This is a genomic window from Mesorhizobium sp. WSM4847 (assembly GCF_055811335.1).
The window spans coordinates 1-4,880 of the sequence record NZ_JBVVPY010000063.1; the positions used below are offsets into that span (position 1 = coordinate 1).

Sequence of the window (4,880 nt, forward strand, 5' to 3'; positions counted from 1 at the left end):
GTCGCCGGCCTGCTGGTCACCACCGAAGCCATGATCGCGGAGGCTCCGAAGAAGGAGTCGGCTGGCGGCGGCATGCCCGGCGGCGGCATGGGCGGTATGGGCGGTATGGGCGGTATGGATTTCTAAGGTCCACGCACCTCAACAATCTCGATGGGCGGCAGCGATGCCGCCCTTTTCTTTGAAGTCGGATCGGCCGGAAATGTTCGGCGCGAACGCCGGCCGCACGGCCGTAGTAGCGATGGTCGCGAAAGCAGGACAACGAGGGCGAGAGCGCGGGCCGGGGGCGCGGAGAGCCGCTGGCGTCATTGCTTCAAAGACAATCAACGTATTCGAAAACCGTTCAAGAGTATCTGGGAGCGGTGGCGAAACCGTGCAATCGGCCTAGTTCGCACCACCCCAAGTGGCCGAGAGCATGAGGCAGCAGCGCCCCTTGTCGTCGAGATCAACAGAAACGTGGGCTCGTGAAGCGGCCACAGTCAATCTGGGTCGGCATCGACCTGACTGCCACCCCGAACGATAAAACGGTCGCAGGGGTGGCCAGAACGACCATCGGAATAGCGTCCGGCCTCCGTTCATCTCGAAGAAGGGATGATCGACCACTCCGTTTTTCGCCAGCACGAATGCGGCAGCTCCATTGCGATTGCAGCAATTCGGATCGGCACGGGGCGCCGCTCCGACCCTCAGGGCTGTCCCGGTCGGCACAAGCCATCCCTCACGGCCATCAAGCCATCGGCTTTCGGAATGACCGGCGACGCTTCGTCTCAACGACTATGCCGGTCGGGCTGTCGGCCGCATTCTTCGCCTTGAAGACGGCGCTTCGCTTCGGTGTTGGTTTGGGTGGCGCTTGAGGCGCTACCCTTGGCTCCGGCGTTTGCTTGGTCTGTTGTTTGTCCTTGCGGGCGCAAAGCAAAGCTTTGGCGGTCGCCGCGTCCGCATCCGAGACCACGCCGGCCGGCTTGCCATCGAGATCGACCCGTGCGGCGCCGGCATTCAGTCTCGCCAAGTATTTGGCCATCCTGGTATACGCCAGGAGGGCTCTCCTTAATTCATCACCAGACAGTTCGCCGTCAAGCACCCGAATGTCATGATGGATGCCGATCTTGAGCGGCTTGGGCGCTTTCGGATTGAACGCCGCGGGCCACTTGGCCGATAGATAGCGGAAAAGCTGTGCAGGCGATTTGCCTCGGCTAGCGCTCAACATCACAAGCCTCGCCCGATTGTTTTCGTTTCCCGATTCGGACCTTCCTAGCACTGATATATGCAATGATTATGGAAAAATGGGCATTCGTCCCGCAGGGCAAAGCAGCGGGCGCCTCCTCATTCGGACAGACGAAGTGCCTGGTGGACCGAGCAGGATCGGCACCAATCACGCCGAGCCGTCCCGATGGAGTTCACAGCCATACAGCAGGGTCGGTGGAACGCTGTTTCCCCATATCTCCGCCAGCCCATTAGCCCTTGGCAGCGTATCTGAAACGCCGGCAGCGAAAAAGACTCGACGGCCCTCCGCGGAGGACCGTCGGCAAGTAGGACCCGAAAGCGTCGCGGCTCCCCTCACCCGTTCGGCCGTTCCGTCGTACCAGGGCGTCGCGTAGCGCGAAAGCTGCTCATGCGACAGTTCCCTGATCTCGGCCGGATCGACGCCGTCCTGGGACAGGAAGGCAGGCGAATGGCTGGCAAAAAGCGATCCGCCGCAACCCGGCGTCGATCACCAGAACCTGGCGCGGGCGCGGCGGAACTGCCGGGCGGCGGCCATTCCGGAATAGCTGCCGCCGATGACAACAAGCGCAGCGAAATTCGGAAGGCTGTGAGCGACAGGCTTCGGACTCCCATTCGATTGCCCGACTCGGCTCATGCCTGGACGGGCAGTACTCTGAGGGTTTGCACACCATGTTCATGGTTGCCACTATGGGGATCGCCTCAGAAGCGGCGCCCAATCGGAAACATTAGCACCTCCGCGTTTTGGCTCGGCTGCTTGAACTCCTCGCCGGCAACTGCCTCAATTAGCAAATCCAAGGCTTCGCGCCCCCTGCGGCTCATCGGGTCATCACCTCGCAGATAATGATACGCTCGATCTAGATGCACTCGCGCGGCGGAAAAATCGCTTGTCATTTTACCCTCTCAGTTGCCGCCCGCGTTAGCCGTCTACGAGGTGAGGGTCGCGCAATCGTCAATATTCTTAGACGTATTTGATTTAAATCGCAGCTGATCCGGACCAAACACCGGCTTGTCTTATGCGAGAGCCCTTGATTATGTCGCCCTGGCCCGGTTGACTCTGCAATAGGTTGCCAAGCAAGCCCTGCGAATGTTTCCCCAGCATCATCCATAAGCCGTCCCGAGTTTCTGGCCGGTCGAGCGATGGCACGCGCAGGCTTGCGGCGGCAATCAGCCGGGTGGCGAAGATCGCGGCGAGGCGGACAGCAAGTCGGAAGCCGATTCCCGTTTGTGCGATCGGGCATTGGTTCCTAGATAGGATCTTCCGCCATCACATCTCGCTGACGGGCGAAAGCTTGCGAAAGAAAAATGCAGCGCGCCCTTTTGACCGACACCGAAAACAGCGAGATCAATCACCCATTGAACCCATGAACGCAACAACGCCGGCACACTGTCCGGAACATATCGGTTATTCCCGGCGCCAAGAGACCTATCTGGACGCTCTTGTCGCCGAATAGAAGTGAGGAATGCCCCGCAATTAACGGCTCGTTAATCATGCGGGGCGTAGCCAAGAAGCGTCACAGCACCTGCCCAATCACATGTGACCTTAAGACCCGGCACCCAGATTGTGCCGAGTCTTTTTGTGTCGTTAGGGTAGCCTGATCCAATGAGCGGGTCAGGAATAATGTCCCAGTGCGGCGATCAGGAACCTTCTTAAGCCGGTCACCGACTTCAAGCCGGGAGCTGCAACGACTTTACTAGGAATGCCCTCCGAGCTTGAGGGTGTCAGCCCCGAACGCGCCTTGTTGGCCGTGTGCCAGTCCTGACCGACAGCGGATTGCGACATGACAGCTTCTCCACATCGGAGGTAACCGTGGCGAAGTGCCTGCGCGCGAAGCGCCAGGGAAGGCCGGGTAAAGAGCCGGCCCGCTTGCAGGAATCGAACTCATGGATGACTGAGGCCTCGGGATCCCTGATGCCCATTGCTTGGCAGGACGCCAACATGGCCTTTCTGCGTTCTGTCTTATCGTTGTGACATTTGCCGCACAGAATGATGTTAACGACATCCTTTCCCGCGTGAGGTGAGGCGATGCGAGCAGGGTAAGAGTGAGGCGCGGCGGGAGGGCAGGAGGCGATGGCAAAGGCTGAAACTCGGTAAGACGGCGCAGACCGTCACGCTCTCTAAAAGAGACTGTTCTTCAGAGAGTATCGTAATCGATCCGGCGTCGGGAGGCTCGGCCGGCTGAAGGAGGACGATGGCAATGATGCGGTCAGGGGATGGATTGCATGATCCACCGGCACCTGCACGGATCACCTCGCAAAAATGGCGGGCGGGACCTGGGATCGAGCCGACATTGCGAGATTTTCGCGGCCATGGCGGCTTCGCTGTCTGCTGTCCGCAGGGGGAAGCGCGCATTAGATGGGCCAGCGGCGGATGCACGCGAAACGCGGGGATGACGAACACGACCGTCGCTGGCTAGGACAGCGGCACCGCGAATTGGAGGCTCTACGCCGCTCGATTTTGCGGAGGCGCGGCGGTCGATGCGGCCGGCAGAACCCGCGCTTCCGTGAGGCGCTGCCATCTCGATATAGGAGCTGTTGACTTGCAGAACACTGCACTGTCTGCGAACGCATCGCAACATGCCCCGACCCTGTGGCCCGCTTCCGCGCTAGGCCGCGCTGTTCTTGACCAGGCGCAGTTCGATGCAGGGCGGCTAGCGCCGGCCGGTGTCCTAATGTCGGGGCGCCAGCAAAGTAGAAAATGTTGCATGGCGGTGGGGACGGCCACAACGAGAGCGCCCGATCGGGCGTCAGCTGGTCGGGATTGCGCAGCCCCGATCGGGTGCCGTTCAGTCAGGCATCCCTCGGCTTAGACTAGAGAGCCGCCGCTATGAACTAGCTTCGTTGGCCGGGGTCGGCCGCAGCGGGATCGCTAAGCATCGTGACGACATCGGCGATACGATTCTTGTCACTCTCCGTCAGCCGCAGATCGACCTCCACGAATGCCCGCCCGACTTCCGGTGCGGGCGCCTCAGTGGGCGCTTGCTCAAGCCCGGTGGAACCAGGCGGCCTGCCGTGTTTGCGACCGCGTTTCACATAATCGTTGCTCTCAGCGCCATCAGGGACGACCGGGCCTGACATCGCCGGCGCAATGCCGGACTCGAATACCATTCGATCATGGAGAGCGACCGCTCGATGAGGCCGAGTTCCCGAAGAGCTTGGCCAGTTGGCTTTCCTTCTGTGATGCCGAGAGCTTTTTCAAGGTCGTCGAGGGCACAACCGCACCGGTGTTGATCGATGCCGCCAGATGAAGGTCGATTTCCAGCTTGCGCAGGAAGGCAATCCGTTCGGTCAGCCCGACCAGGTTTGACGTACCAGGCGCATCCGGCGCCGATCGCAGCAAAAGCGTGTCTGGCCAATGGTCGGGGTTACGGCGTTGAATTTCGGCTTCGACCGACACCCCAACCCACGCCACCGCCCGTCGCCTCACCCGCCCACCAGGGCATAACCCACGCCGGAAACGAACTCAAAACTGGATAGAAACTGGGGGCAACGACAAGTTGGGAGGATGATGCGCTCATCGCGAACCCGGAGGCGCCGGTCTGCCAGACTAGTGGTCGTACGGAATCGGCCCACGCTCTCAGTTAAATCAGGAGAAACATGATCCAAAAACCGAAGCTTTGCGAGCTCAGTTCCTGCCCCGCTTAGTGCCTATTTGTGTGCGCTAT

Annotated in this window: 3 protein-coding genes and 1 pseudogene; all 4 read right to left on the bottom strand. The window is 60.6% G+C overall.

What is annotated here, in order from left to right; genetic code table 11:
• Positions 1-721 precede the first annotated feature (721 nt).
• Positions 722-1,201 carry a ProQ/FINO family protein gene (locus tag AC0L28_RS34285; protein WP_473482888.1) on the bottom strand — a complete coding sequence of 160 codons (480 nt, stop codon included), beginning with the start codon at positions 1,199-1,201 and terminating at the stop codon, positions 722-724.
• 716 nt (positions 1,202-1,917) lie between these two features.
• Positions 1,918-2,109 (bottom strand): hypothetical protein, encoded by a 192-nt coding sequence (locus tag AC0L28_RS34290; RefSeq protein ID WP_287202927.1) that lies wholly within the window; start codon positions 2,107-2,109, stop codon positions 1,918-1,920.
• Between the two features lie 718 nt (positions 2,110-2,827).
• Complete coding sequence (locus tag AC0L28_RS34295) at positions 2,828-2,998, bottom strand: hypothetical protein (protein ID WP_473482890.1); 171 nt, start codon at positions 2,996-2,998, stop codon at positions 2,828-2,830.
• Between the two features lie 1,285 nt (positions 2,999-4,283).
• A pseudogene (locus AC0L28_RS34300) lies at positions 4,284-4,465 on the bottom strand (Tn3 family transposase); the annotation flags it as partial.
• Positions 4,466-4,880: the final 415 nt, after the last annotated feature.